At 32.8% G+C, this 25,029-nt stretch carries 29 protein-coding genes, 1 pseudogene and 1 riboswitch; of the genes and pseudogenes, 8 read left to right on the top strand and 22 right to left on the bottom strand.

All coding sequences use genetic code 11. The features are described from left to right. Positions 1-755 precede the first annotated feature (755 nt). Positions 756-2,108: an erythromycin esterase family protein gene (locus M3225_RS25830; RefSeq protein WP_251399643.1), complete on the top strand. Its 1,353-nt coding sequence runs from the start codon at positions 756-758 to the stop codon at positions 2,106-2,108. A gap of 85 nt (positions 2,109-2,193) precedes the next feature. On the opposite strand, the gene M3225_RS25825 is transcribed toward M3225_RS25830, so the two are convergent. The 6 genes from M3225_RS25825 to M3225_RS25800 all read right to left on the bottom strand — a co-directional run bounded on the left by M3225_RS25825 (position 2,194) and on the right by M3225_RS25800 (position 6,246). Continuing rightward, a complete protein-coding gene (locus M3225_RS25825) occupies positions 2,194-2,700 on the bottom strand; it encodes a DinB family protein (RefSeq protein ID WP_251399649.1) in 507 nt (168 codons plus the stop codon). Between the two features lie 130 nt (positions 2,701-2,830). Further along, positions 2,831-4,078, bottom strand: a complete 1,248-nt coding sequence (locus M3225_RS25820; protein ID WP_251399640.1) for an erythromycin esterase family protein — start codon at positions 4,076-4,078, stop codon at positions 2,831-2,833. Positions 4,079-4,202: 124 nt separating this feature from the next. Beyond that, positions 4,203-4,523 carry a hypothetical protein gene (locus M3225_RS25815; RefSeq protein ID WP_050691125.1) on the bottom strand — a complete coding sequence of 107 codons (321 nt, stop codon included), beginning with the start codon at positions 4,521-4,523 and terminating at the stop codon, positions 4,203-4,205. A gap of 126 nt (positions 4,524-4,649) precedes the next feature. Next, positions 4,650-4,883, bottom strand: coding sequence for a hypothetical protein (locus M3225_RS25810; RefSeq protein WP_251399637.1), 234 nt, complete (start codon positions 4,881-4,883; stop codon positions 4,650-4,652). A gap of 138 nt (positions 4,884-5,021) precedes the next feature. Further along, positions 5,022-5,696 carry a hypothetical protein gene (locus tag M3225_RS25805; protein ID WP_251399634.1) on the bottom strand — a complete coding sequence of 225 codons (675 nt, stop codon included), beginning with the start codon at positions 5,694-5,696 and terminating at the stop codon, positions 5,022-5,024. A 361-nt stretch (positions 5,697-6,057) separates the two neighbouring features. Beyond that, complete coding sequence (locus tag M3225_RS25800; protein WP_207372267.1) at positions 6,058-6,246, bottom strand: DUF4177 domain-containing protein; 189 nt, start codon at positions 6,244-6,246, stop codon at positions 6,058-6,060. A gap of 91 nt (positions 6,247-6,337) precedes the next feature. Between M3225_RS25800 and M3225_RS25795 the strand changes: the two genes are divergently transcribed. The 3 genes from M3225_RS25795 to M3225_RS25785 all read left to right on the top strand — a co-directional run bounded on the left by M3225_RS25795 (position 6,338) and on the right by M3225_RS25785 (position 9,969). Then, positions 6,338-6,553, top strand: coding sequence for a hypothetical protein (locus M3225_RS25795; RefSeq protein ID WP_251399631.1), 216 nt, complete (start codon positions 6,338-6,340; stop codon positions 6,551-6,553). A gap of 543 nt (positions 6,554-7,096) precedes the next feature. Continuing rightward, the gene (locus M3225_RS25790) at positions 7,097-7,804 is read left to right on the top strand and encodes an IS6 family transposase (protein ID WP_251399628.1); all 708 of its coding nucleotides are present in this window, start codon (positions 7,097-7,099) and stop codon (positions 7,802-7,804) included. Between the two features lie 353 nt (positions 7,805-8,157). Continuing rightward, the gene (locus M3225_RS25785; RefSeq protein WP_251399626.1) at positions 8,158-9,969 is read left to right on the top strand and encodes a PhoX family protein; all 1,812 of its coding nucleotides are present in this window, start codon (positions 8,158-8,160) and stop codon (positions 9,967-9,969) included. 100 nt (positions 9,970-10,069) lie between these two features. Here M3225_RS25785 and M3225_RS25780 read toward each other — a convergent pair whose 3' ends face one another. Then, complete coding sequence (locus M3225_RS25780) at positions 10,070-10,777, bottom strand: IS6 family transposase (RefSeq protein WP_251399623.1); 708 nt, start codon at positions 10,775-10,777, stop codon at positions 10,070-10,072. A 48-nt stretch (positions 10,778-10,825) separates the two neighbouring features. Here M3225_RS25780 and M3225_RS25775 point away from each other — a divergent pair, with 48 nt between their 5' ends. After that, positions 10,826-11,125: a winged helix-turn-helix transcriptional regulator gene (locus M3225_RS25775; protein WP_251399621.1), complete on the top strand. Its 300-nt coding sequence runs from the start codon at positions 10,826-10,828 to the stop codon at positions 11,123-11,125. A 122-nt stretch (positions 11,126-11,247) separates the two neighbouring features. Here M3225_RS25775 and M3225_RS25770 read toward each other — a convergent pair whose 3' ends face one another. Then, entirely contained in the window at positions 11,248-11,784 is a 537-nt protein-coding gene (locus tag M3225_RS25770) for a cysteine hydrolase family protein (protein ID WP_251399619.1), read from the bottom strand. Between the two features lie 248 nt (positions 11,785-12,032). On the opposite strand from M3225_RS25770, the gene M3225_RS25765 reads away from it, so the two are divergent. Then, positions 12,033-12,611 carry a cysteine hydrolase family protein gene (locus M3225_RS25765; protein WP_251399616.1) on the top strand — a complete coding sequence of 193 codons (579 nt, stop codon included), beginning with the start codon at positions 12,033-12,035 and terminating at the stop codon, positions 12,609-12,611. Between the two features lie 130 nt (positions 12,612-12,741). On the opposite strand, the gene M3225_RS25760 is transcribed toward M3225_RS25765, so the two are convergent. Then, positions 12,742-13,881: a phosphoribosylaminoimidazolecarboxamide formyltransferase gene (locus tag M3225_RS25760; protein ID WP_251399613.1), complete on the bottom strand. Its 1,140-nt coding sequence runs from the start codon at positions 13,879-13,881 to the stop codon at positions 12,742-12,744. A 75-nt stretch (positions 13,882-13,956) separates the two neighbouring features. Next, positions 13,957-14,035: riboswitch (ZMP/ZTP riboswitch) on the bottom strand. A 263-nt stretch (positions 14,036-14,298) separates the two neighbouring features. On the opposite strand from M3225_RS25760, the gene M3225_RS25755 reads away from it, so the two are divergent. After that, positions 14,299-15,285: a ketoacyl-ACP synthase III gene (locus M3225_RS25755; RefSeq protein WP_251399609.1), complete on the top strand. Its 987-nt coding sequence runs from the start codon at positions 14,299-14,301 to the stop codon at positions 15,283-15,285. 174 nt (positions 15,286-15,459) lie between these two features. After that, positions 15,460-16,463: pseudogene (locus tag M3225_RS25750) on the top strand (DUF3231 family protein). Between the two features lie 706 nt (positions 16,464-17,169). On the opposite strand, the gene M3225_RS25745 reads toward M3225_RS25750, so the two are convergent. The 13 genes from M3225_RS25745 to M3225_RS25685 all read right to left on the bottom strand — a co-directional run bounded on the left by M3225_RS25745 (position 17,170) and on the right by M3225_RS25685 (position 24,965). After that, complete coding sequence (locus M3225_RS25745; RefSeq protein WP_075422662.1) at positions 17,170-17,763, bottom strand: hypothetical protein; 594 nt, start codon at positions 17,761-17,763, stop codon at positions 17,170-17,172. 349 nt (positions 17,764-18,112) lie between these two features. Then, a complete protein-coding gene (locus M3225_RS25740; RefSeq protein WP_251399606.1) occupies positions 18,113-18,343 on the bottom strand; it encodes a hypothetical protein in 231 nt (76 codons plus the stop codon). 506 nt (positions 18,344-18,849) lie between these two features. Further along, entirely contained in the window at positions 18,850-19,353 is a 504-nt protein-coding gene (locus M3225_RS25735; RefSeq protein WP_251399602.1) for a YfbU family protein, read from the bottom strand. Positions 19,354-19,423: 70 nt separating this feature from the next. Further along, on the bottom strand, positions 19,424-19,705 hold the full coding sequence (locus tag M3225_RS25730; RefSeq protein WP_251399600.1) for an AbrB/MazE/SpoVT family DNA-binding domain-containing protein: 282 nt from the start codon (positions 19,703-19,705) through the stop codon (positions 19,424-19,426). 40 nt (positions 19,706-19,745) lie between these two features. Next, positions 19,746-20,033: a hypothetical protein gene (locus tag M3225_RS25725; RefSeq protein ID WP_251399597.1), complete on the bottom strand. Its 288-nt coding sequence runs from the start codon at positions 20,031-20,033 to the stop codon at positions 19,746-19,748. A gap of 4 nt (positions 20,034-20,037) precedes the next feature. Then, entirely contained in the window at positions 20,038-20,238 is a 201-nt protein-coding gene (locus M3225_RS25720; protein ID WP_251399594.1) for a helix-turn-helix transcriptional regulator, read from the bottom strand. 139 nt (positions 20,239-20,377) lie between these two features. Further along, the gene (locus tag M3225_RS25715; protein WP_251399591.1) at positions 20,378-23,572 is read right to left on the bottom strand and encodes a type 2 lanthipeptide synthetase LanM family protein; all 3,195 of its coding nucleotides are present in this window, start codon (positions 23,570-23,572) and stop codon (positions 20,378-20,380) included. A 92-nt stretch (positions 23,573-23,664) separates the two neighbouring features. Then, complete coding sequence (locus M3225_RS25710) at positions 23,665-23,853, bottom strand: mersacidin family lantibiotic (RefSeq protein ID WP_251399589.1); 189 nt, start codon at positions 23,851-23,853, stop codon at positions 23,665-23,667. 26 nt (positions 23,854-23,879) lie between these two features. Next, the gene (locus M3225_RS25705; protein WP_251399581.1) at positions 23,880-24,065 is read right to left on the bottom strand and encodes a mersacidin family lantibiotic; all 186 of its coding nucleotides are present in this window, start codon (positions 24,063-24,065) and stop codon (positions 23,880-23,882) included. Between the two features lie 26 nt (positions 24,066-24,091). Then, entirely contained in the window at positions 24,092-24,277 is a 186-nt protein-coding gene (locus M3225_RS25700) for a mersacidin family lantibiotic (protein ID WP_251399571.1), read from the bottom strand. Positions 24,278-24,311: 34 nt separating this feature from the next. Beyond that, on the bottom strand, positions 24,312-24,500 hold the full coding sequence (locus tag M3225_RS25695; protein ID WP_251399558.1) for a mersacidin family lantibiotic: 189 nt from the start codon (positions 24,498-24,500) through the stop codon (positions 24,312-24,314). Between the two features lie 26 nt (positions 24,501-24,526). Next, positions 24,527-24,712: a mersacidin family lantibiotic gene (locus tag M3225_RS25690; protein ID WP_251399550.1), complete on the bottom strand. Its 186-nt coding sequence runs from the start codon at positions 24,710-24,712 to the stop codon at positions 24,527-24,529. Between the two features lie 67 nt (positions 24,713-24,779). Further along, positions 24,780-24,965, bottom strand: coding sequence for a mersacidin family lantibiotic (locus tag M3225_RS25685; protein ID WP_251399537.1), 186 nt, complete (start codon positions 24,963-24,965; stop codon positions 24,780-24,782). Between the last annotated feature and the right edge of the window lie 64 nt (positions 24,966-25,029).

Genomic DNA, 25,029 nt, shown 5'->3' with positions numbered 1-25,029 from the left:
CAAGATCTGTTGTAAACTGATTCATAGGAAGACCTTCTTTCTTTGAATTGGTTGTGGTGACTTAATTCTACAAGAAAAGGTCTTCCTTTTTGTATTTATTCATTTACACAAGATATTTTACGCTCTCAAACTTCATCGATACTCATAGAACCTAAGTAGTAATTGTCTATATGAATAATAACTAATAATTTGAGCAAACTACATAGGAGCGTAACAACTCCATACGCGAAAATCCTTTTTTTCTTTTGAAATACTTAAAAAACTACCTTCTATGCAGGTGGTTTTTTCTTATTTTAAGATGTATGTCGTATCCACTTCTAATTATGTAATAACGATAATATATTTTCGCTTTCCACTATATCGTTAAGTAAAACTAAACATACTTTATAAAAAATAGTTTTAACTATTACATATCTTGTAGAAAAAGACCATATTTGTCGTCACTTAGAGTAAATGATAAAACATTTATTTTTATAAGAAAGTTTATAGATTTACTCTTTTATATTCAGGTAATTCAATTTTTATCTACAGTTTAATTTATATTCCTAATAACATATTAACGTTAAATAATTTTAAGTTTTATGTTTGGTTATTATAAATATACCAATTTATCAAAAGGAAGATATGTCTAATAAGAATTCGTTTTTATTAGACATAGAATAAATAGATATAACTTACAAAAATATACAAATAACTAGATTTACATATAATTTCCAATTAAAATATGAATGAGGTCAATAAACAGGGAGGAAACTATGAAGAATCAAAAAGTGAAATGGTGTTTTCTAAGTTTTATAGTAACGTGTTTTCTATTTTGCGCCTTAACACCTCCGACATTTGCAGACACAAACGAAAAAGAGATGGAGAAGTGGAAACAATGGATTAAAACCAATTCTTATCCCTTAGAACCTACTAAAAATTCTAGGAAAGACCATTTAAAGTTCTTAAAGAAAGTGCTAAAAGGGAAACGCATCGTCCAATTAGGTGAAACTACACATGGATCAAATGAAATGAGCGCCACAAAAGTAGAACTCATTAAATACCTCCATGAAGAATTGGGATATGATGTTCTAGCCTTTGAATCTGGCTTTGCAGAGACTAACGGTGCATACCGCCAATTACACGATTTATCTTCTACAGAGCTTATGAAACGTTCTATTTTTGGTGTCTGGTATACACAAGAAGTAGCAGATCTATTTAAATATCTGCAAGAGCAAGAAAAAAAAGGAGACCCTCTTACACTAACAGGATTTGATATTCAGGTAATGGGCAACCTTTTTACGAAATCAACCTATGAATGGATCAAACAATTGGACACTTCAAAGGCTGATTTGTTTAAACATGCTGAGGAAAGCATGATGAAATTACAAGCTCAAAAAACAGAAGACGATTTTGTTCAAGAACAAGCCAAAATTAATGAAAACTACAACATATTAGAGCGTTTTGTGGAGGAACATAGAAAGGAATTGGCAACTTTAAGCCCTCAACAAGAACAGGATGTAGACATCCTGTTACAATCTTTGAAATTAAGAAAAGAGACACTTATGAGATATGAATTACCTAATTGGAACGTTGCTCATGATATACCTATTTATGATATAGAGCAACATCCGATGGTTTTACGAGATCGAATGATGGCCGAAAACCTTGAATACCTTGCAGAAGAAATGTATCCAACAGAAAAAATAATTGTATGGGGACATAATTATCATATACGAAAAAATAACTCTAAAGTGAAATATGCTGAATATGGGCAAAACTTCCTCAATAATATGGGTGATTACTTACCTGATAGCTTTAAAAGACAAGCCTATACCATTGGTATTTATGCTTATTCTGGAGCAAGTTTAGATAGTAGCGATAATAAAACGGTTAAACCTGTAAACGAAGAGAAAGATTCTACTAGCTTAGAATCGCTGCTTAAGTATGCGAATCATTCTTCTCTATTCGTTGACTTTCTTCATACTCCATATAATAAAAGAACATCCTGGATATACACGCCTCGTATTGCCCTTTATTGGGGGTTCTTAAAGGAAGAAATGATATTGAAAGAACAGTATGACGGAATTATTTGGATTGAACGTATCACGCCAGCTAAAATTATTTGAGTTTTTTGAGCGATAATTGTTCGTATAGATTCCTTCGTTTAGTAGAAAAAATAAGCGAAGGAGTCTAATTTTTGTTAGCAGTAACTTATTTGTGTCTATATAACTTCTTTAATAAGCCGATATGAGCTTGGTGATACCGACTATGATCTGCTATATGCCATATCCCCCAACGAATGGTTGCTGTTTGTCCATTTTCGTATGAAACGACCTTGGTTAAATCTTTTTCCGATAACTTGATACATTCTAAACGAAACATCGTTTGAACTTTTTCATAACTATTTATTAAATCGACAGTTGTTGTGTCTTGTACAGAAGGAAGTTGGCCTGTCCGGTCAATCAAAGGACCATATTCTTTTTGAACACCTAATGGTATAGACTGATTCCTAAATCGATAAACCCAATGTAAGTCAACAACAGCTAAATGTCTTAGTAATTGTCCAATACTATTCATCTCATTGTTTGCACCTTTAAAGAATAATTCTTCTTGATCCACATCCATTACTAACAGCTTTAATCGCTTATATGTATCAGCCACAGTTGCATACAAAAGAGCTACTGGAGGTTCCATTTCATCATCTAAATGTAGGTCCATTAGCAAATTAATTGCTCCCTTCTTTATTAAATTTCCTAATTGTTAAAATTTAACACATATAAAAATTGAGGTAACTACTTTATACATTTATAGTTCCTATCGAATCGATTTTTGTAAAATTTATATCTTACTATTCGCTACGTTTAAGATATTCAGGAGGGGAAATGGATTCAATAAATAAAGCACCGTCTATTTGTTCACGAGGCCTAAACAAAGTTTGCATTGTGCCACTTTCTAAAAAGATAGTTTTATTAAATATCCATTTATTAAGTGAGTTTTTCTCAAGTTGTAAGAAGTCTGTAAATAAAGTTGGTGATTGTACTTGATGCATATAGTCTTCTAGACTTTTTTTTGGTGGCTTGCTTATTTTATAAGGTTGGCCCATGTCCGTCTGTGTTTCACCTTGATACATAAATAAACCTAAGTAATAAGACTGTTCTTTAATTCTGTCTGAAACTAACGAACCTAATGGTTCAAACCTTGTAAGAGTTTTATAATTTTTAAAAATATGAAGGTTATGTGCCCATATAATGATTTTTTCATCTGGATATAGCTCATTGCAAATCCATTCTAAATTTTCTTTCATCATTGTTTCTCGTAATTTTTTATATGTTCGGTGGTTATTATTTATATGATGGATAAAATATAAACGGTTTTGTAAGCATCTAATTATAATTTTAAACTTATATGTTACCTCTTTATCTTCAGAGTGCAAAACGCATTGTTCGCGTAAATAAGCTTTTAGATCATTTATTGATGTACTTGTTTTTTTCTTGAAATCTGTAAACTCCTTTAAGATTTCGACCGGCACTTTCTTTCTTTTTGCTGTATATTGTCCAATTCGGTAATACCATTTAAATACGTTTGATTCAATATATTCTATTTTTTCTATAACCTCTTGAGAAACTAAGTGATTAAGTTGACGGATGAACTGTAGGAAGATATCAGGGTTTGAAGAAGGGTTGATATCCATCCCTATTAAATTTAAATCTGATTCTTTAATTAGTTGGAATAGAGGAAGGTTTTCTTCTGTCGCCCACAAAGAATAGATAGAATTTCTTAAGAGTTCTTTAGCTGTAAAATTCTCTTTTAAATAATTGGCACTATAACATTCCACTAATCCACTCTCAAAAGTAAGTATTTTAAAATCCATTTCTTTATATAGAAATTCAATTATTTTTGACTTCATTAGGTTATGTTCCCTTATATTATGACCATTTTCCCCTAGCCAAACAATTCGTTTGTTTTTTAATACACTACGAAGAAATTCAAAGTCTTTTATGGTACATTCAGTAGGTTTACTTAAATGAGTCGAGTTCTTAGATAGCCACTCTACAGAATCCAAATAGTTCTGCTTGTTCCTTAAAAAAAGCCCCATATTCATCTTCCCCCTATGACAATTACCTATTAATTCCATCTTATCAATGATGTTAATTTAAATCACTATGTTTGTGTTATTCATTCTTAGTTACCATAATGTAGCTTATAGGTAGCCAAAGAAATCAATCTCCGAGTGCAAATATGAGCTTGTTTTTATCTAAAGCCTTAATACATAAGTTATGTAACTCTTGTACAAATTCTATTACAAAAGGCTCTTTATACTCGCTTAAAATAATTTCACATATTCGATTTAACCTTTTTACCTCATGTACATTAAATTGCTTATGATCGTATGGATCTAAATTAAGTAACAATTCAAATTCATAGCGATTACCTTTTGCTTTCTCCCATAAATAATCATGTACCTCATCTTCTAGATAGACACCATATTCAGCATCATTAACTTCTTCTTTACTATCTGCTATATAAAACGTTACGGACATCATTTTACCTCTTTCATAATTTCATTTTTCTTTATATCATACAATATAAGACATTTTAAAAGTGTATACCATATATAATCTTAGTTAACATAAAACGGATTATCGGTAGAAATAAAAAGCAGACCTTTAATTAAAGATCTGCTTCTTTTCTTTAGCAAAAACTAAATATGTTCCCACTATAAGCATAACGCCCAAACCTATATAAATTAACCAGTACGTTAAAGGGAAACTATATGAAACTGTCATAACTCCAGTATTTCTATCTAATATTCTAACCGTATAAGGAGTATAAATTGTATTCATAGTTAAGTACGTTAATAAAGCTTGAGCAATAAGAAATACCCCTATTGCACGTTTCATGGCCTTGCCTCCAGACTCATACATGTTTCTATGTACATTTTAACATAAAGAAGATTACTTAATGTTGGTTAACATAATGAATTTTATCGGTAGAAGTACAAAAAGCCCTTAAAAGGGCTTTTATAGCTAATGTAGTTGTTATGTACCTTGTACCTCTGTTTTTACCGTTAAACATTCCTTACAAAAATAAAAATATACAATCATTTCTCCCAGGAAGAAGTCCACCACTGACACAAGATCTCGTGCATTAAAATCTTGAGTAACACTTGAAACATATTTCATGTCATGGTTACATGTTGGACAGCTTATATCATTTGGCTTTTCGACATATAAAGGAGCTCCTAATACTCTACATACATACTCCTGACCAAATAAGTCAAATGCATCATAATAGGCATCTTCATTGACCGGTATATCTTCTTCTGACATATTGATAAGTTTAAATTTCGTATTAGGAAGAGGAACTGGTATTTTATCTTCTTCTTCTTGAATCCATTCTTCCCTATCATTTTGAATTAAAATAGTAACATTTTTTGTTGAAGGATTTAACTGAAATAGTTGAGGCTCCCATAAAGTTGAACAATTTAAACATGATATTAAAGGTAATTCTTCAAGTTTAGAAGTTCTTAGTTCACTTAATCTATCATCCTTTAAATCAAAACATAAAATCTGATGTAAATCTTCGCCACATAACTGACATTTTGGTACATTCCAATCTTGTCCTCCAAAACGATGATTATAAACATCACTACCTTCAATGGCTCTAAAACCTTTATTACCCTTCCAATGCTGTCCATAAGGTTCATTTATCATTATAAGTCCTCACTTTTATATAATTGGTAGCTTTATTATAACCCAACATAAATTACATTTAATAAGTTGTATAAGATATACATTCTTAGTTAACATAACAGGTATTATCGGCACTGAAAAAGATCTTCGGTTTAAAAGATCCTTTTAACTGCTCATTCAAGTGTTTTCCCTACCATATAGGTTTGGATTAGTAATATACTATTTTTACATCTATAAAAAGAAAGGAAAAGAAGAGTTTAGACCTTTCAGCCTCTGAAGGAGTGTCAGAAGAAAAGATTGAAGAGTCTGACGATAGTGCGGAAAATGGTGCTGCTTAAATAAAGAAGGAAGGGATAGATTCAATTAGTCCCTTCCCATCAATTTAATCGATTTCTCTAGAAAAAATGATTTCAAAATATGCGGCAGTACCATACGAAGCAGTGCCAGGAGCGAATATTTGAACTAATTCCCATCCATCCTTTGCAGCCTCATGAATAATCTCGTGATAATCCTCTTTAGGATCACGCGAGAAGGATTTTAGTTCAATTTTTTCAAAACGATATTCTTTCATATTCTAGACCCCCTTTTCTAATAACTACGGTTAAAATTGGAAAAGGTTTCAAAAGATGATGAATTTGACTCCTTTTAATTGGAGGATAACCGTGAAGTACAAGGAAGCACAGGCTGAGTTTCAAAAAGTATTTGACCATCAACAAACATTTAGTGTTCCAAAGTTAAAGCCGTTGTTCGAGTCATTAAATATATCTGTAAAGAAACCATTAGGAGATTCGAATAAAGAAATATCGTACTTAAAAGGTGAAATATCTAAGTTGAAGAAGAAAAATAAGCGATTAAGGGAGGGGAAGGGAACCTTTTGATAATAATTATGAGGAAAAAATTTCAATACAAGAGACTGTTAGAAGACAAAAGGTTTCGACAAACCCTTTGTTATAAGTTGGTGATTGTAATGTATATTAAACCTACTATAATATATAAAACTATGAAACTTACAAGACATCCAAATGATCGTTTATTCTTAGTTCGTCTATTCATTATGTTACTCCTTGTGCTATGTACTAAATATTACATTATATACGAATATATGGAATATTTGCAAAAAAAACTAAAAGATTGTCTTATTAGTCTATTAATGTAAAATATTCAAATTGTATGCTGTGAAAAAATATTATTGCGGTAGCTCATTTAGAAAAGAACTAATTAAATCGCTAAAGCCAAGAAAAAGGCTGTTGAGGGAGAGATAACAATGGAAATCATGGTTGGTCAAAATTATAAAATCACATCGGATGCACTTAACATCATCTTAAATAAAAGGTTCTGGTGCAAAAACTTCAAAACACTTGCAATGAATCACTAAATCTTGAACATACTGATACTAGTACTCTAAAAAGGAAGTGATCGGTATGGAAAAGCAAAATTCATTTAAGTGGAAACACTATCAACCTGATATCATTATGTTAAATGTAAGATGGTACCTACGGTATAACCTCAGCTTTCGTGATTTGGTTGAAATGATGGAAGAACGAGGACTTTCCATTGCTCATACAACAATTATGCGCTGGGTTCATCAATATGGCCCTGAATTAGATGAGCGAGTACGGCGTCACCTTAAGACAATTAATGATTCTTGGCGAGTGGATGAGACCTATATAAAAGTAAAAGGACAATGGATGTATTTGTATCGTGCCGTTGATTCAGAAGGAAATACAATTGATTTTTACCTAAGTAAAACAAGAGATCATAGGGCTGCAAAGCGCTTCTTCAAGAAAGCTTTGCGATCTTTTCATGTTTCCAAGCCCCGTGTGATCACAGTAGACAAGAACCCAGCCTATCCTATAGCCATTGAAGAGTTAAAGAAAGAAAAAAAGATGCCTGTAGGCATCCAAATAAGGCAAGTCAAATATCTAAATAACATCGTGGAACAAGATCATCGTTTTATTAAAAAGCGAGTTCGTTCAATGTTAGGACTAAAATCCTTTCGCACAGCTACATCTATTATTTCTGGAATAGAAGCAATGCATATGATAAAAAAGGGGCAACTTGTTTTACAGGACAAGTCTGTCCGAAATCAAATGAAGTTCATCTATCAACTATTTGGAATGGTTGCCTAAGAACAGATTCGGTTAGGAATCTATATGCTTCTTTCAAAGGAACTTAATCTTTGCACCAGAACCGATCAGGTTGATAATGTTTCTACTTGAACAGATTTTTCTTTTCCATACTGACTAATCACGTCCTTTTTAGAGTACTAGTATCAGTATGTTCAAGATTTAGAGATTCATTACAATGACCTTGAAGTTTTTGCACCAGAATAGCACCCTAAGAAAATTCAGAGATAGTGTCTGTTTTTCATAGCTTTCGATATTTATATAATTTTTACATTCTTAATATATTCCCTCAATATTTACTCTTTATCATTAAGACAGGTAACAACACGATTCAACAAAATATGGAGGTAATCGAGATGAAAAAACAAAAAATAATAGTTCCCTTGTTAAGTTTAGCTGTTTTATTTCCAACAGCCACAAATGTATTCGCGAATCCTGAAAAAACTGTTTCCGTAGACAAAGTGGAGTTTGTTGGGATGGATACTCCTAATACGGCTGAAGAACGTTCAAAGATGTACAGTGAAGCATCGGCTATGGTTACATACAGTAATGGTTCTCAAAAGACTCTTCCATTAGAATACAAAACACTATTCCAACCTGGCGATGTGGTTAATGGAAAAATCGCGGGTGCTGCTTACGATGCAAATGGAAAGATGATAACCAATACTGAAGGAGAACCCTATATTTCCGCTTCGCCTGATAGTAATACACTTTTAAAAGTAAAGGGAAAGTTATACATGGTGAATCATTATGAAGGAATGCCATCAAATAGTATCGGAAATATGCCAAAAACCATGATGTTAAATGCTGTGGAACAAAATAAGAAGACTGGAGAACTAACGGTAACGGATACGAACCCTATTGATTTTTCGGCTGATGGGGGAATCTGGACGCCTTGCGCAGGTTCCTTATCTCCTTGGAATACTCATTTAGGTAGTGAAGAATACGAGCCGGATGCAAGAGCACATGAAGTAAATCCTGAAAACTCTTCTGTTACTCAATTTGCTCGTAACTATTATCAAGATAATACGATGATAGGAAATCCATATCTTTACGGTCATATTCCAGAAGTAACAGTTCATCCAGGAGGGAAATCTACTGCTGTTAAACATTATAGTATGGGTCGCCTTTCATCTGAAAATGTAAAAGTCGCGCCAGATAACCGTACGGTTTATTATGGTGACGATGGAAATTATACGATGTCGTTTATGTATGTAGCAGATAAAGAAAAAGATTTATCATCAGGTACGCTTTATGCTGCAAAATGGAATCAAACGAGTGAAGAAAATGGCGGTTCTGCTGATTTAGAATGGATCAAGCTAGGCCATGCAAATGATAAAGAAATCAAAAAAATAGCTCAAACCTTGAAGTTTAGTGACATTTTTGAAACGACTGATGATGTAGAATATGCAAAAGCAAACGGGTTTACAAGAGTAAAAACTAACAGCAGTGGTGGGAAAGAAGAGTGGCTCAAGTTAAAACCTGGTATGGAAAAAGCAGCTGCTTTCCTAGAATCACGTCGCTACGGCGCTCTATTAGGAGCAACTTCAGAGTTCAATAAGATGGAAACAGTTGAGCTAAACAAGGCGGATAACAAAATTTACATGACCATGTCAACGATTGCCGGTGGAATGACAGCTAACTCTACTGATCCTGTAGACGATATTCATGTTCCTAAAGTGAATGCGGGTGGAATTTATGAACTATCGTTAACTGGGGGTCAAAAGGATCGTGAGGGTGCTACGATTAAGAGTAACTATGTAGCAAATAAAATGGATGGACTCGTATTAGGAGAAGATCTTCCTTCTAAAGATGCAAAAGGAAATACAGCAAACCCTGATAAAATTTCTAATCCTGATAATATCACATACTCTGAAAAGATGAGAACATTATTTATTGCCGAGGATGGAAACAAACACCACAATAACTACGGATGGTCTTATAATATTGATACCAAAAAACTTTCTCGTATTCTCTCTGCTCCTGCTGGAGGTGAAGTGACTGGTATACAAGCAATCGATAGCTTAAACGGATTTACGTATCTTATGGCAGGTTCTCAAAATCCAGGAAATGCAGGCTATTTATCTGGTTTACCTTCTCTTGGAGATAATCAAAAAGGTAATAATATTGAAAGAAATGATAAAGAAGATCGTAGAGACAACAAATAAGATAGATAAAAAATATACTTTACAAGCCTCTTTAAATAGGTTGTGGTGCAAAAAACATTCGCTAGAAAAATAAAGCGTTAGGTTCCCTTGTATTACTAGCTTATGAGGCTAACCCAAACAGTTGATGGATGAATTCTTTTCTACTTTGGGCAGACTTCACCTCTCGGTAAACTTGCTTCTTTTTCAGCATATGCATGACTTCTATGCCACTCAGTATGTAAGTGGCTGTACGAAATGATTTCAACCCTAACATCGAACGAACACGCTTCTTAATAAACCGGTGATCTTGTTCCACGATGTTATTTAGATATTTTATCCGCCTTATTTGGATGCCTACGGGCATCTTTTTCTCTTTCTTCAACTCTTCAATAGCCACAGGATAGGCCGGATTCTTATCGACTGTTATGACACGGGGCATTGAAACATGAAAAGACCGCAAAGCTTTCTTGAAAAAGCGTTTTGCAGCCTTATGATCTCTTGTTTTGCTTAAATAAAAATCAATCGTATTTCCTTTTGAATCAACGGCACGATATAGGTACATCCATTGACCTTTTACCTTAATATACGTTTCATCCACTCTCCAGGAATCATTGATTAGCTTAAGGTGCCGCCGTACTCGTTCATCTAGTTCAGGACCATACTGATGAACCCAACGCATAATCGTTGTATGAGCAATCGATAATCCGCGTTCTTCCATCATCTCTACTATATCACGAAAACTGAGGTTGTACCGTAGGTACCATCTCACGGTTAATAAAATAAGATCAGGTTGATAATGTTTCCATTTGAATAGATTTTGCTTTTTCATACTAATCGCATCCCCTTTTTTAGAGTACTAGTATCAGTATGTCCAAGTTTGGAAGGTTACTTGCATATATTTTTTAATTTTCGCACCAGAACCAGAGAACTTTTTACTGGACCAAAACGTTTTGGGGAAATACAAAAATCTTTAAAAGGAGTAAGCCCTCGAACTCTTTCTTTACGTTTAAAGGAACTACATGATGAGGAAATTATTACACGTAAAATATATTCAGAGATACCTCCTCATGTAGAATACTCTCTTACTGATAAAGGAAAAACGATACGTCCAATATTCGAAGCAATGAAAGAATGGGGAAATACCTGGGATGTGTTAGGTATTAGAGAAAGGGAATAAATTCTTTTTAGTTGCTAAACCTTATGTATAGCATATTCAATCTTAGTTAACGTAATCAGCGATCTAGGAATAAAAAACAGCCTGTTAAAGGCTGTTTTTCCTTTAAAAAGTTTTTTATTAGCTTAAAATATAACTTCGTTTACTTCTTTTAATGTAACAAATCTGCCACCCAGCATATTATTATGATGTTCTACTATTTTAGAAGCTGGAAGTACAGCCGTATCAAATGTGCTATGGGCATCTTTTACTAAGATATTCTCTTTATAACCTAAGCTATATGCTCTTCTACAAGTAGTATCTAAACAAAATTCAGTTTGCATGCCTGCAATAACTAATTTTCCGATTTCAAGTTCCTGAAGTTTTTTATGTAAAGTTGTTTGATAAAATGCGTCCCAAGAAGATTTTTGAATAACTGTGTCTGTTGGTAGGGGGCGAACATCCCGATGGATTTCCCATGTGACTTTTCCTTCACTAAGCATACTATCGGAACTGGGGTCTGTATGCTGTATATAGATAATTGGTATATTAGATTTGTGCGCTTTTTCTCTTAGAGAAGTAATATTTTTAAGTATTTGCTGTTCATTCCATAAAGATCCACCTTCATAAGAAAACATAATGTTTTGAACATCTACAAGCAACAAAGCCATTTTTTTACTCATTTCATTTTATCCCCCTATTAATTTTCGTGGTAAAAAATTCAAAATAATATTATATCAAATTAAAATCTTATATTATATAGCTTGAACTTACGTAATCTATCCTTCTTCGAAGTGTATATGATATGCACCAATAGAAAATATAATACTGCTTTTAGGAAGTTTATATGCTTAAATAAAATTCTTATTTTTAATTCACCAAGCTAACATAAATGTTAAAATATGTAGAAAAGAGTGGAGGAGAATTACATATGAGAAAAGATTTTAGCAATACGGCTTTAATTATTATCGATGTTCAAAGGGCTTTTGAAGATGAAAAGTGGGGGATAAGAAATAACCTAAACGCTGAAGACAATATTCAAGTGCTTTTAAAGACATGGAGAGAAAAGAAATACCCAATTATACATATTCAGCACTTATCTAATAACGACCATTCGATTTTTCATCCTAATAAACCAACCTCAGATTTTAAAGATGTTGCAGTCCCAGCTGAAAATGAACCTATCTTTAAAAAGAAAGTAAATAGTGCATTTATAGGAACTGGACTCGAAAAACATTTAAAAGAAAACCAAATAGAAAAGGTTGTAATAGTAGGGTTAACAACTCCACACTGTGTCTCAACTACTACTCGAATGAGTGGTAATTTAGGATTTGAAACGTACTTAGTATCAGATGCAACAGCTGCATTTGCAATAAAAGGGGCAGATAATACGTATTATTCAGCTGAACAAATACATAATGTTTCATTAGCTACTTTAGACAATGAGTTTGCTACAGTTTTAACCACAAAAGAATTAATCCAAAATTTAGCCGAAGAAATAAAGGCTTAATACTTTTGCTTTAACTATATACAATATACAGAGTTAGTTAACGAAACACAAATTATTGGAAAGGTCATAAAGGAGCCAGTTCCCTTATAAGGTCTTGGCTCTTTTGGGTTAATTACATTTAATTCATAGCTCAATGATGGAATACACGTATGCCTAAATGCGCCATAATCATTCCATATTCATTTGCTGCCCGTGTAACCTGTTCATCTCGTAAAGAATTGCCTGTTTGAACCACATATTTAACGCCACTCTGAGCCGCACGATCTATATTATCACGAAACGGTAAAAAAGCATCAGATGCATAAGAAACGTCTTTTAACCTTTTTAGCCATTCTTGTTTTTCACTCTTACTTAGCCTAGCAGGGACCTCTTCAAAACATCGTTTCCATTGTTCGTTTTCCATCTCAGTAATATCATCATTCAGCCATCCATCAATTGCATTATTCACTTCTACACGAGAAATGCCTTCTCTGAACTTCATGTTAAGGGCTCTTGGATGTTGTCTTAACCACCATTTATCAGCTTTTTCAGCTGCCAACCTTGTACAATGAATACGGGACTGTTGTCCAGCACCAATTCCAATCGTTTGGCCATCTAAGACGAAGCAAATAGAGTTTGATTGTGTATATTTCAATGTAATAAGAGCAACAAGAAGGTCCCTCTTTGCATTATCAGGCATAACAGATTGAGTCGTAACAATATGATTAAAAACTTCTTTCCCAATCTGTACCTCATTTCTTTCTTGTTCTAAAGTAATTCCAAATACCGTTCTTTTTTCAATTGGATCTGGTACATAGTTTGGATCAATCTCTAAGATTAAATATTTTCCTTTCTTTTTCTGCTTTAAAATCTCTAGTGCTTCTTGAGTGTAGCTTGGTGCAACAATCATATCAGAAACCTCTGTTTTGAGGAGATTAGCTGCAGTTATATCCACTTCATCACTAAAAGCAGCACAATCTCCAAACGAAGACATCCTATCTGTTCCACGCGCTCTTGTATAAGCAATAGCTAAAGGAGAGAGATCTACGCCTTCAACAAAATAGGATTCAGCAAGTGTCTCATTTAGTGGAGAGTACACAGCTGCGCCTGCTGGACTTACGTGTTTAAAAGATGCAGCTGCAGGTTGACCAGTAGCCTGTCGAAGCTCCCGGACCAGTTGAAAAGCGTTTAATGCATCTAGAAAGTTAATATAACTGGCTTCTCCATTTAAGATTTTAATAGGTGTGTTCTCAGCATTTTGAACTTTGGCTTTACTTTGATTTGGATTCATCCCGTATCGTCAACAAATTTCTTTCACTTAAAAATCTCCTTTCTAAATAAAAAAAGTATTTGAACATATGTTCAAATACTTTGCCCAGGCGTACGGCCGTTATCTATGTGCTTCCTCATGGTCCTCCATGTTTACGCCAGTAACACATAGTCTGTTTTATAAGAAAATTTTACATAATAATATCAATTTTAACAATATATTTAGCCAAATTTTTCTTTTTTTAATAATATATCATATACAGAGCTAGTTTCCATAAATAAATATTAAATAAGCCGTAGTCAGAATAGCAATACATATATGTCCTCTAAAAAACTCCAAATGTTATTTTACATTTTTTTCATATGAAATTATTGACTTTATTGGTACCTAGTACTAATATCAATTTATATATATTGGTATAAAAGAAAGGTGACTTTAATGAAATCAACTGCACGTATTACAGCAATAGGTACATACATACCTGAAAAAAGACTTACGAATGATGATTTAGAAAGAATTGTTGATACAAATGATGAATGGATTGTGCAGCGAACGGGCATGAGGGAAAGAAGAGTTGCAGGTGAAAACGAATATTCTTCTGACTTAGCTATTAAAGCCATTGAAAACTTAGTCGAGCAATATCAGAAAGAGTTGATTGATGTAGATTGTATTGTTGTTTCAACAACAACGCCTGACTATGCGTTTCCAAGTGTAGCCACTCAGATACAAGACTATTTCGACATTCCTCAAACAGGTGCTCTAGACTTCAACGCTACTTGTGCTGGCTTTACGTATGGATTACATATGGCAAACGGGTTTATTACATCTGGACTTCATCAGAAAGTTTTAGTCGTTACTGCAGAAACTTTATCAAAGGTTACAGATTATACAGATCGGACTACTTGCGTCTTATTTGGGGATGGAGCTGCGGCTGTTTTAGTGGAAAAAGACGCAGAGCATCCAAGCTTTATAGCTACTCACATTGGGACAAACGGAAAAGGAGGTAAACATGTATACCGTACGAATTTATCTACTACTATGCATGGACAACCTTTAAGTTCTAGTGGCAAGATGGTTCAAAACGGAAGAGAAGTGTATAAGTGGGCATCCCGAACAATTCCCTTAGGCATAGCAGAGTTATTAGAACAAGCAAATCTACAAAAGGATAAAGTGAATTGGTTTGTTCCACACAGTGCCAACTTACGAATGATTGAATCAATATGTGAAAGATCAGACTTTTCGCTAGATAAAACGTTAACTAGTGTCGAGTATATGGGAAATACCTCATCTGTTTCGATTCCATTAGCGTTACAAATAGGTATAAGTGAAGGTAAGTTGAAAAACGGAGATATCCTCTTACTTTATGGATTTGGAGGAGGTCTTACACATGCAGGACATATTATTAAATGGGATTTAACAAAGTAGTAATAATTCATGAAAAGCTCTTTTTTACTAATTAAAAGCTTTTCATTCTTCTATAAATTCATTATAAGTTAACATAAAACGTATTATGGGAAATTACATGCTGAAAATCTTTTTTGTTAAGAAAAAATTCATATCTATTAATAAATTAGTAAATATTATCCAAGAGGTGATATTTTGGATAAGAATAAATTAAAGCTTACATCTTCCGAAATAGGAACACTATGGGGAGAATATGTAAACGGAACGATGACAGATGTAGTAAATAGATATATGTTCTCTATTATTGAAGATGAGTCAATAAAGGCCATTTTTGAAGGTGCTATCAGAACCTTCGCAAAACAAAAAAACAAATTGTAGCTTTTATAGAAAACGAAGGGTTTCCAGTTCCAATTGGATTTACTGAGTCTGACCTTAATAAAAATACCAAGAGGTTGTTCACCGACATATTCTGCTTGAATTATTTACATATCATGACGTTACATGGCTTACTAGGACACACAACCTCATTAGGTGTTTCTGTCAGAGAAGACTTACGCCACTTTTACGATTCCTGTGATAATGATGCAAAAAGGATGTATCATCAAACGATTGAATTATTACTTGAAAAAGGGGATTTTCAGAGGGACCCTTATTTTTATCCTGCTGCGAATCCTGAATATATCTCTAGCCAGGATTTTACGGATGGTTTTTTCGGAAAAGGCAGACGTTTAACGGCAATAGAAATCATAAGTATTTCGTTCAACCTTAAAAAAAGCATTATGGCTAAAACTCTTTCTATTGGATTTAGTCAGGTCGCTCAATCAAAAGAAGTAAGAAAGTTTTTAGAGGATTCTGAGAAAACAGCTGATGATCAAATACAATCCTTTTCAAAAGTAATGCACGCAGATAATTTACCCGTCCCTAAATCATGGGAGACAGAAGTAACAACTTCAACAGACTCTCCTTTTTCTGATAAATTAATGATGTATCATATTGGTTTCTTATTCCAAGCTGCACAAGCGTATCACGGAACAGGTTTAGCATCATCCATGCGAACAGATCTTGTAACAATTTATGAAAGCACCATTCTCAAAAATCTAATGGTGACAAAGAGATGGTTTAACATTATGGTGAAAAATAAATGGTTAGAACAACCACCACTTGCTCCTAACAGAAAAGAGATTGCAAAAGAAAAATGAAGTATTCATTTCTAGTTAACATAACGGACTTTATCGGAAACCATAAACAAATAGCAGCTTAATTCAAGCTGCTATTTGTTATACATACTTTTCCTTTATCTGAGCATTCTACTTAAGAAAAGCTAAAATATTCACTCTAATATATAAAGGTGGATTCATATAAATGAATGGTAATAAAGTCTTTCTTACAATTTTAGGTGTTTATGCTATTCCCTTTGCTATTATCTTTTTTACCGATTGTTTAGTTCGGACAAATAGTAAAAAGTAATTTATACTCTTGCTGGATAATAAATAGTATTTTGAACAAACTACTCAAGATACGTGAGGTATCACTCTTAAACCCTTGATACGTTACAGAAAAAACTACCTCCACCCATAAGGTAGTTTTTTCTGTTTTTACACTGTATAGGATATACAAAGGTAGTTGACATAATGTCTCTTAAAGGAACCAAGCAAGTAAAAGAACCCTTGGGGCAGTAGGATTCCATCAAGGATTCTCTTTCTGGAATATGCAGCTTTTTATACATCCTTGATATAATGGGCTTTCCTTGGATAATTAGATAAGATTTGATGTATAAAAAGCGCACGTTTTATTCATATGCTGGCTCTCCTAAAAAATAGTCTTTTTAGTCAAAACAACAAATAATGTAAAAAAGATCAATTTATGTTAAAATAAAAACAACGCCATTTAGACGTTGTTTTTTTATTAAGTACAATTGGCAATGATATTAGATATACCAAAGAAATCTAATAGAGCATCTCTGATATCTGCTTTTAAGCCGGAACCAATTGAATTAACTGCTCTTTTCACGGCTGTTGATTTAGAATTCCCATAAGATCTATAAAGTTTATAACTCTTATAGAACGCTTGAACAAATTTCGATGTTCCACCTAATGCTTTAATTGCTTTTTTAACTTTTAAAATTTTAGCTGCTGGGAACCCAGTTGTTAATAGAGCCATACCAACTGCGCCAATACAACCAGATGTACTAAAGAATGGCGTAATTTCTGGTTTTTGTGTTGCTAGCTTGATAATTCCATCTTCTAGAACAAGATTCATTCCAGTTTGTTCTCTGAGCCATTGAACTGTCTGCTCTTCTCCTTGTTCTACAACTTCATCTGGAATATTCTCTATAGCAGATAAAACTGTTTCTACTTGATCAAAGTCTTCATTTTCAAATGTGGCATCTTCAGGATTTTCAGTTTCTTCAGCACTTGCTATTGAAACAAGTCCTAAAGAAGAGAATGCTAACGTAAAAGCAGTTAACATAAGGATAATTTTTTTCTTAACAAATGACATAAATGGTACTCCCTTCCTTAAATTCCATTACTAATATATCATATAATGGATATTTATGGCTAGATAAAATACATAAAATAGAAATTAATAGTTTAGGAGTGATTAAATGAAAAAAAGTTATTCTTTCATAGCTGGATTATTTATAATTCTTTCTCTACTAGTAAATCTCATATGGAGAGGTGAATCCTGGCCAGGATACTTTACCTTTGCTTTGTTCTTAATATTATTAGTATTATTCTTTATAAATAAGAAGGCCAATAATAACAATTAGAAAGGACTATCCAATGGATAGCCCTTTCTAATTTATCTCTCAAGTTCTTCCTCTTTCTTTTTATTTCACTAATGAAATCTATTTCATCCTCTCGACATTCTTATCAATCCAATCCAATGCTTTTTCCTTCCAAACCTTCAATATCTTATTCTCTTCTCTTAATTCACGAACCTGCTGATTCACTTTATCAAACTCTTCTTTTGGCACATAATTCTTTATATAACCAAGATTCATCTTCGTTAAGCTCTCATTCACTTCTTTTGCCTGTACAAGCTCTTTTTTTGTTTTCTCATGTCCTCTGCTTCTCAATCGTTAGATCATTGCTAAGAGAGCTTATATCTCTTTTCTAATTCTTGATTAGAAGCATAACTAAGTATGTTATCAATTGTCTATTTGCAATTACCATATTGTATAAAAGAAATCTATCATCTTAATCGTTCGCTTAAGTCTTAAAATTAATTACGAACGTTTTCTGAAAACAACCCACTTTTACGAACGATTTTAATGGAACAAAAGGGAGAGAAATATTATAATCAAATATTTCTCTCCCTTTTGTTAGAATAGACTAGAACCTTGTATAATCTCTCTTGTAGAAAGAAGGGATGCTTCATAAATATTACTGCTAGTCTTCTTTAAAAACGCTTGAACAACTTCATAACCTACAACATATCTAGCATTAAAAGATAAACCTACTGGTTGATATCCCTCCTGCTTAGCAATTTCAAGAAACTAGATTCTCTATGTTTATAAGCAATGTTTTTGCACTAAAACTGGATATAAGATTAGTTTACCAATTTTATAGAGTACATGTATTCTTAACTGGCTAATATTAATTGAATTTCTTTGTGTGTTAATATTTGTGTATTCTTAAATGCCCTCCATTTATCTAACATCGCAAGATACTTTATCTTCATTATTTTATGTGAGGTAAAATCTTCATGCCTTTTATTCTGATTAATTATATGAAATTCTTTCATTTCACTAATCAAATAATTAGCGCATATTAAATATTGCATTTCATTATTTCTATTAAATCCAGGGAATATAAATTTGTTCTTATTTAAATCTTTTTTATTTTCTAGTTTTTGATACGAAGAAATTAAATGGGTATACATTTTTAATATTTCCAAGACTAATTCATAAGTTTCCTGTGACTTATCACTTTGCAACCACTCCTGAATATTGTTAATACCACAGTCAAATCCTTGTTCTAAGATTACTCTTAAAGGTTTATATATACGTAAATCTTCAGGGTATAATTTTTCAAGAATTTTAAACTGATTAATTAATGAAATTTGTTCAAACGTTGTAATCTTCATGATTCTCCTTTACGGTATTTAAAATTAACACTAATCTTTTTTTAAAAAGAATTCATTTTAGGGTAATTAATTAAATTTCTATTTCCATATTTTTCAGTTCTTTTAAAATTACCTTTAGGCCTTTAGGGCTTAAAGCAATGCTTTCATTTTTAAAGGTAATATTTTGTTCTGAGATTTCACCAGTTATTATGCATGCTGGAATGGGTGAGTACTTCCTTAAAACAATATTTTTTTCATCAAGAAGAATTTCAATAGGATCATCTATGCTAAGTTCTAAAAGTTTTCTTAATGGTTTAGGAAGAACAATTCGACCCTCTTTGTCCAATTTTCTAACAACGCCAGTACTTTTCATAAAAACTCCTTCGATTTCCTTTTTATCTATATCTTAATTATTATACTTTTCTTCTATATACTAATAAGATTAAAGAACTTAAAATACTAATTGAAATAAAAAAATATAACAAAAGGCTTGGTAGAGCATTTGTATCAACTAAATTTAATAAATTTAGAACAATTAAAATAGATATTGAAATATAGAAAGCTCCTAACGTATAGCTGTTAGTTTTGCTTTGAATTATTATTCCCCGTTCGTCTTGGCCTTCCGGACTAGACTGAAATTTGACATTATACATATAACTGAACATGCCTAATGTAATTAATAAAAGTTTCAAAACTAACATTCAATCACTCCTTTTCATATTCAAATACTTCAGTTAAAGGTTTATTAAAAGCATTAGCAATTTTAAAACCAAGTATCAAAGAGGGATTATATTTATTTTTTTCTAGAGAAGCAATTGTTTGCCTGCTAACTCCTACTTGATCAGCTAATTGCTGTTGAGTCCAAGATTTTTCTACTCTACAGACAGCAAGTTTATTATGTAACATTAATACCACCTCTTGATTTTTATAATAGTATATTTTTTACAATTTGTAAACTATTTATAACAAAATGTAAAAAATAATTTACAAAAAAAAAAAAAACAGCACTAAAGTGCTGTTTTCGCTTAATAATTCCAATGAATAGTTAATTAAGTGTCAATATCGATGGGACCACTTTTGGGGTGGCTAATCGTAATAATTGATAACCTATACCTGAAAGTCCAAGCATCATACCTGGCAATTCCACGTGGCCATTAACTCCTGTTTTATATTGACCATGTTCCTTATAGTAATTTATTACGTTCATTCCAATAGATTGAGCTAATTCATATAAGTCAGGCCTACTAAGTGCTTGACTAGCCTGTAAGAGTAGTTCAGAGTTACCTAAATCTCCATGACACAGGGAGTGACTTTTTCCCATGCCCATTTCTAAAGTAGTTTTAATTCCTGTTTCAATATCTGCTATAATATCTGATTTTTTTAAAAATGGTAAATACATAATTCTACTTAGGCCTATACCAGCTGAGCCATGGCACCATGTTGCCGAATGTTCATTACAATTATAATCTGAACATCTAAGATCTTTCCAATTACGCGCATCTTCATCAAATAATGATTGATCATATTTTATCGCGTCAATTGCAATATCATAAAATGATTGATTGTTTGTAAAATGATATAACCTTAATAAAGACCAAGCTATGCCACTTGTACCATGAGAAAAACCTCCCAATGGTTTTGGGTCTGTAACACTTGGCCACCCAGTGCCTTCAGGGGTGACAACTTTATTTTCCACTAAGTGCTCGCCACATAGTATAGCTATATGAAGAGCTTGTTCATTTTGTGTTTGTTCATATAGATTTAATAATATTTGTATGGTACCAGCACTTCCACCTAATAAATCAAAGAGTTTGTCCTCCTTAACATTTAGTTGAATATTAGAAAGTACTTTTTCTATATACTCTTTTCTTTCTTGATTCTCTCCATATATCTTATTAAAGTGAGAGAGCATATAAAGGTTCGATGCCTTCCCATAAAATGCACTAATTAAACTTTTGTCATTCACTGGAGCAAGTAAAATACTTCTTTCAACTTTCTTAGCTAAATCATGGTATTTTTGTTCATTTGTAACTTTACCTAAATAGGCTAAAAATAATCCAATACCACTTAAACCATTATAAAGACCTTTATCTAAAGCAGAAACTTGCCATTGACCATAATAGTTCGTCTCTAATCCAATCCATGAAACGTCACCATAACTACTATAGATAGCGCTTTTTTCTAGATTATCGCCAATTTTTTTAGCTTCATTTATCATCTTTTCTGTATCTAACTTTTCTCTATATGTTTTTATATAATTGCCTACATTATAGGCCTCTTGTATTTTTTCATGTTTTGGATTATTTGTAATTAGAGATGCTTCAATCCATTTAACCTGTTTATTGATATCTTCTATAGAAAAGTTTTGTATCTTTTCAATACATGCATCATAACTAGTTTTTTCATAGTAGTTTGATATTATATCATCGTTACTTGAAACTAAATCATAACTACTAGGTTTAGTTACAAACATAGGGATATCACCTTCAGCTAGGCTCTCAATTTCGTATGGAATAGGACGTCTATCTAAAACAGTAAACCATAATCGGTCTAATAGTTTTTCTTTATCTAACCAATCTTTCATATAGTTTGGATGATTGGCTTCTAATAAAAAATTACCATAGTATTGAGTTGGACGATTTACAATCCTAATTTCTACATCTTTAAACGAAGTTAGAGGACCATGTTCAACAAGCAAATCACCTTTATTTTCTATAATTATATTAGCTGCTTCTTTAAAACCTTTGACAATGTGCTCTACAAAGTCTCCAGCAGGAGCCAATTTATTGTGAAGCTTAGGAACATTTTGTGTATGTAATCCTGTCATTGCAGTTTTACGGACAAATCTGATTTCATCACTTCCGTCATTTTCTACCTGTAGTAGAGGAATAGGAAGTTCCTGATTCTCACCACTTACTCCACTAATATCAACGCCTCGGCCATCAACAGCTTTATAAAATAACATTGGTAAAAGGGCCGTTCCTAAAACTGAATTTACTGCCTCTAATTTTGCCTTAACCTCAGCTGTTTCTGGTATCTTTAAATCTGGAACATGATGAAAGAGTGTTTCTAAATCAATTAACAGGGGATACTCACCATTTGCCATTACGTTTTCATGATGAAAATCAGTGCCATTTAAAATATATATGACAGCTAAATATCCACCTAATCTTTTGTAATAGTTCTCAACTTGTTCTTTTGTTTGACACTCTTCAGGTATTATACACTCTTCCCAGGTATAGCTTCCTTGGTCAATTGATCTATAGCTTTTTAAGGTCGAAGTAAATCCTTTTTGGTTCATCCACTCTAATAAATTATTAAAATGTTTAACAATGGCTAATGACTTAGGTTTATATATAATTTCTTTATCGTTTTCAAATTTTAACCTCATGACAGTTCGCCCTTTTTGATGAGAATCACCTATCCCAGCTGAAAGGCTTGTTAAACGAATCGTATCTTCAATAAAAGAATTTTTAATTTTTTCATAGTCTTTTTGATATCGATTTAAAAATTCAATAACGACATCATAGTAATACATTGTTTTAGTCATTAAAGCCCTAGCTAAAACAGGGTACTCTTGGTAAATAAACTCAATCGATTGACTTGGTAATAATTTTTTATGTATGAAAGATTCATACCTTTGTTCAGGTGTTGTTCCCTCTAGTTCATTTAGTTTTTTAGCTATATGTAATTCTAATACAATAGTTCGTGCGCCTATGTTATTTAAACCTTGAATTAAATTATGTATAAGTGAACTTAATAATGCTTCTTGAACTATCATTTTATTAAGATCTGAATGGATACCTAAATATTTACTCAGTTTTTCTTTAAACCAGAGACAAAAAGGACGAAATGCTAAACTAATATCTAATTGTTTAAAAGGTTCAATTGGATATTGGCGATTTAATTCTAGTGCCTGTTCTACATATTTTATCCATTGAGGACGAAACTTTTTATCTATGTTGTTTATCCATTGATCATCATCAGATACTTTCAGTACTTTGCAAAATTCATCAGAGGTTAATCCATAACTACTTAATTTTTCTTCTAGTTTTTCATCACTCAATAAACTATTAGCTTTCCAACTCTTTAATATATTGTTAATTTCTTTTTCAGTAATATGTATTTTATTCAAATCATAATTAGTCTGTTTGAAAAGATCATAGCGTTCTTTTACAGATAATGCTTTGTAAAAGTATTGGGCATTTATTGACTTGGAATTTGGATAAGTAATGTTCATTATAAACTAGTCCCCTTTTTGAATTTTTAGAAGATGAAAGCATAAGAAATAAATTTCTTATGCTTTCATCTAATCTTAATTGAAAAGTATAATTAGCAAAGCAACTTTGAAAGTGCAATTCCCAGAGTAATGCCTCCGCCAATAGCACAAGCAGGAGTAGTCTCAGGTTGAACGTCGCCGCCGCCATACACGCGAGCTAGTTCTTCTTCAGATACTTCTACCATAGCTGTGCCAGCAGGATGGTTCATCTTTAATTCCTCAATTACTTGATTGCGATTCATTTAAAATTCCTCCTTTTATTTTAAAATTAACAAATTGCTTTAGAAAGATAATAACCGCCAATTAATCCTGCAGTTACACAAAGAGGGCTAGTTTCAGGTTGAACGTCACCGCCGCCATACACGCGAGCTAGTTCTTCTTCAGATACTTCTACCATAGCTGTGCCAGCAGGATGGTTCATCTTTAATTCCTCAATTACTTGATTGCGATTCATTTAAAATTCCTCCTTTTATCTTAAAATTAACAAATTGCTTTAGAAAGATAATAACCGCCAATTAATCCTGCAGTTACACAAAGAGGGCTAGTTTCAGGTTGAACGTCACCGCCGTCATACACACGAGTTAGTTCTTCTTCAGATACTTCTACCATAGCTGTGCCAGCAGGATGGTTCATCTTTGATTCCTCAATTACTTGATCGCGGCTCATTTAAAGACCATCTTTCTTTAATTACAATAGACCTCTAACATTTCCAAAGTGAAAGTGTAACCCCAATTACTACTCCACCCGTATATAAACAAGCAGTAGTAGTTTCAGGTTGAACGTCACCGCCGCCGTATACGCGAGTTAGTTCTTCTTCAGATACTTCTACCATAGCTGTACCAGCAGGATGATTCATCTTTAATTCTTCAATTACTTGATTGCGATTCATTTAAAGTTCCTCCTTTTATTTTAAAATTAACAAACTGCTTTAGAGATTTTAATCCCAATAATAATGCCTCCAGCTACGCAAAGAGGGCTAGTTTCAGGTTGAACGTCACCGCCGCCATACACACGAGTTAGTTCTTCTTCAGATACTTCTACCATAGCTGTGCCAGCAGGATGATTCATCTTTAATTCTTCAATTACTTGATTGCGATTCATTTAAAGTTCCTCCCCTTTTATCATTGGAAATAGTTTTTAAGGTCTAAATTGAATTGATTTGAATTTTTTAACAATTTAATTTAGATGGTACATACAAGGTAAGAATTGTTAATGGTGTAATAACCGTATTAGTTTCAGGTTGAACATCACTGCCGCCATACACGCGAGTTAGTTCTTCTTCAGATACTTCCACCATAGCTGTGCCAGCAGGATGGTTCATCTTTAATTCCTCAACTATTTGATTGCGATTCAAAATACTCACCTCTTATCTATGTAAACTATTTACAGTTAGATTCTACAAAAAAAATAAAAAGGAT

It is taken from the genome of Priestia aryabhattai (assembly GCF_023715685.1).
Classification (GTDB): domain Bacteria; phylum Bacillota; class Bacilli; order Bacillales; family Bacillaceae_H; genus Priestia; species Priestia aryabhattai_B.
The sequence above is the reverse complement of the archived record's forward strand: the minus strand, read 5'-3'. Positions and strand labels throughout refer to the sequence as shown.

Coding starts and splice junctions, on each gene's coding strand:
- M3225_RS25715 (WP_251399591.1), bottom strand. CDS start 23,572: ATGAACATTACTTATCCAAATTCCAAGTCAATAAATGCCCAATACTTT.
- M3225_RS25720 (WP_251399594.1), bottom strand. CDS start 20,238: ATGTTACATAATAAACTTGCTGTCTGTAGAGTAGAAAAATCTTGGACT.
- M3225_RS25815 (WP_050691125.1), bottom strand. CDS start 4,523: ATGTCCGTAACGTTTTATATAGCAGATAGTAAAGAAGAAGTTAATGAT.
- M3225_RS25695 (WP_251399558.1), bottom strand. CDS start 24,500: ATGAATCGCAATCAAGTAATTGAAGAATTAAAGATGAATCATCCTGCT.
- M3225_RS25785 (WP_251399626.1), top strand. CDS start 8,158: ATGAAAAAACAAAAAATAATAGTTCCCTTGTTAAGTTTAGCTGTTTTA.
- M3225_RS25710 (WP_251399589.1), bottom strand. CDS start 23,853: ATGAATCGCAATCAAGTAATTGAGGAATTAAAGATGAACCATCCTGCT.
- M3225_RS25735 (WP_251399602.1), bottom strand. CDS start 19,353: ATGAAGATTACAACGTTTGAACAAATTTCATTAATTAATCAGTTTAAA.
- M3225_RS25690 (WP_251399550.1), bottom strand. CDS start 24,712: ATGAATCGCAATCAAGTAATTGAAGAATTAAAGATGAATCATCCTGCT.
- M3225_RS25790 (WP_251399628.1), top strand. CDS start 7,097: ATGGAAAAGCAAAATTCATTTAAGTGGAAACACTATCAACCTGATATC.
- M3225_RS25745 (WP_075422662.1), bottom strand. CDS start 17,763: ATGTCATTTGTTAAGAAAAAAATTATCCTTATGTTAACTGCTTTTACG.
- M3225_RS25725 (WP_251399597.1), bottom strand. CDS start 20,033: ATGTTAGTTTTGAAACTTTTATTAATTACATTAGGCATGTTCAGTTAT.
- M3225_RS25760 (WP_251399613.1), bottom strand. CDS start 13,881: ATGAATCCAAATCAAAGTAAAGCCAAAGTTCAAAATGCTGAGAACACA.
- M3225_RS25830 (WP_251399643.1), top strand. CDS start 756: ATGAAGAATCAAAAAGTGAAATGGTGTTTTCTAAGTTTTATAGTAACG.
- M3225_RS25705 (WP_251399581.1), bottom strand. CDS start 24,065: ATGAATCGCAATCAAGTAATTGAGGAATTAAAGATGAACCATCCTGCT.
- M3225_RS25770 (WP_251399619.1), bottom strand. CDS start 11,784: ATGAGTAAAAAAATGGCTTTGTTGCTTGTAGATGTTCAAAACATTATG.
- M3225_RS25755 (WP_251399609.1), top strand. CDS start 14,299: ATGAAATCAACTGCACGTATTACAGCAATAGGTACATACATACCTGAA.
- M3225_RS25780 (WP_251399623.1), bottom strand. CDS start 10,777: ATGAAAAAGCAAAATCTATTCAAATGGAAACATTATCAACCTGATCTT.
- M3225_RS25805 (WP_251399634.1), bottom strand. CDS start 5,696: ATGATAAATGAACCTTATGGACAGCATTGGAAGGGTAATAAAGGTTTT.
- M3225_RS25820 (WP_251399640.1), bottom strand. CDS start 4,078: ATGGGGCTTTTTTTAAGGAACAAGCAGAACTATTTGGATTCTGTAGAG.
- M3225_RS25800 (WP_207372267.1), bottom strand. CDS start 6,246: ATGAAAGAATATCGTTTTGAAAAAATTGAACTAAAATCCTTCTCGCGT.
- M3225_RS25810 (WP_251399637.1), bottom strand. CDS start 4,883: ATGAAACGTGCAATAGGGGTATTTCTTATTGCTCAAGCTTTATTAACG.
- M3225_RS25730 (WP_251399600.1), bottom strand. CDS start 19,705: ATGAAAAGTACTGGCGTTGTTAGAAAATTGGACAAAGAGGGTCGAATT.
- M3225_RS25765 (WP_251399616.1), top strand. CDS start 12,033: ATGAGAAAAGATTTTAGCAATACGGCTTTAATTATTATCGATGTTCAA.
- M3225_RS25825 (WP_251399649.1), bottom strand. CDS start 2,700: ATGGACCTACATTTAGATGATGAAATGGAACCTCCAGTAGCTCTTTTG.
- M3225_RS25700 (WP_251399571.1), bottom strand. CDS start 24,277: ATGAGCCGCGATCAAGTAATTGAGGAATCAAAGATGAACCATCCTGCT.